The organism is Bacillus sp. AF62 (genome assembly GCF_050312695.1).
In the GTDB taxonomy this organism is placed as follows: domain Bacteria; phylum Bacillota; class Bacilli; order Bacillales; family Bacillaceae_G; genus Bacillus_A; species Bacillus_A cereus.
The window spans coordinates 1-586 of the sequence record NZ_JBNPJZ010000234.1 but is presented as its reverse complement, the minus strand read 5'-3'; the positions used below and the strand labels follow the sequence as shown (position 1 = coordinate 586).

Here is a 586-nt window from a genome sequence, read left to right as displayed (position 1 = left end):
AAGCATATAAATTCCGTTTGTATCCAACAGAAGACCAAGCACATCTTATGCGTAAAACCTTCGGTTGTGTACGTTTCATGTATAACAGAATGTTAGCTGAATGGAAAGAAACGTATGAAAAACATAAAGATGATAAGGAACAACTAAAGAAACAAAAGCTTCCCACTCCTGCAAAATACAAAGCAGAATTTGAGTGGTTAAAAGAAGTGGATTCATTAGCATTGGCAAATGCTCAACTAAATTTGCAAACTACCTATAAAAATTTCTTTCGTAGTCAAAATAACTTCCCAACATTCAAAAGCAAAAAAGACAGAAAGTCTTATACAACGAATGTAGTGAACGGAAATATTATGTTGCTTAACGGTCATATCAAATTGCCAAAACTGAAAATGGTACGTATTAAACAGCATAGAGAAATACCACAAGGCCATATAATCAAGTCATGTACGATTTCTAGGACACCTACTGGTAAATACTATGTGTCCATTGTGACTGAATACGAAAAAGAAATCGTACAAAAAGAAGTAGAAACAGTTGTTGGATTAGACTTTGCGATGGATCAATTATACGTCAGTTCTGAGGATGA

1 protein-coding gene is annotated in these 586 nt (G+C 34.1%); it reads left to right on the top strand.

Annotated features, from left to right (window positions below; translation table 11 throughout):
- Nucleotides 1-586 (top strand): RNA-guided endonuclease TnpB family protein (locus ACQRBL_RS32510; protein WP_427736442.1); only part of this gene is annotated, 586 nt, incomplete at both ends.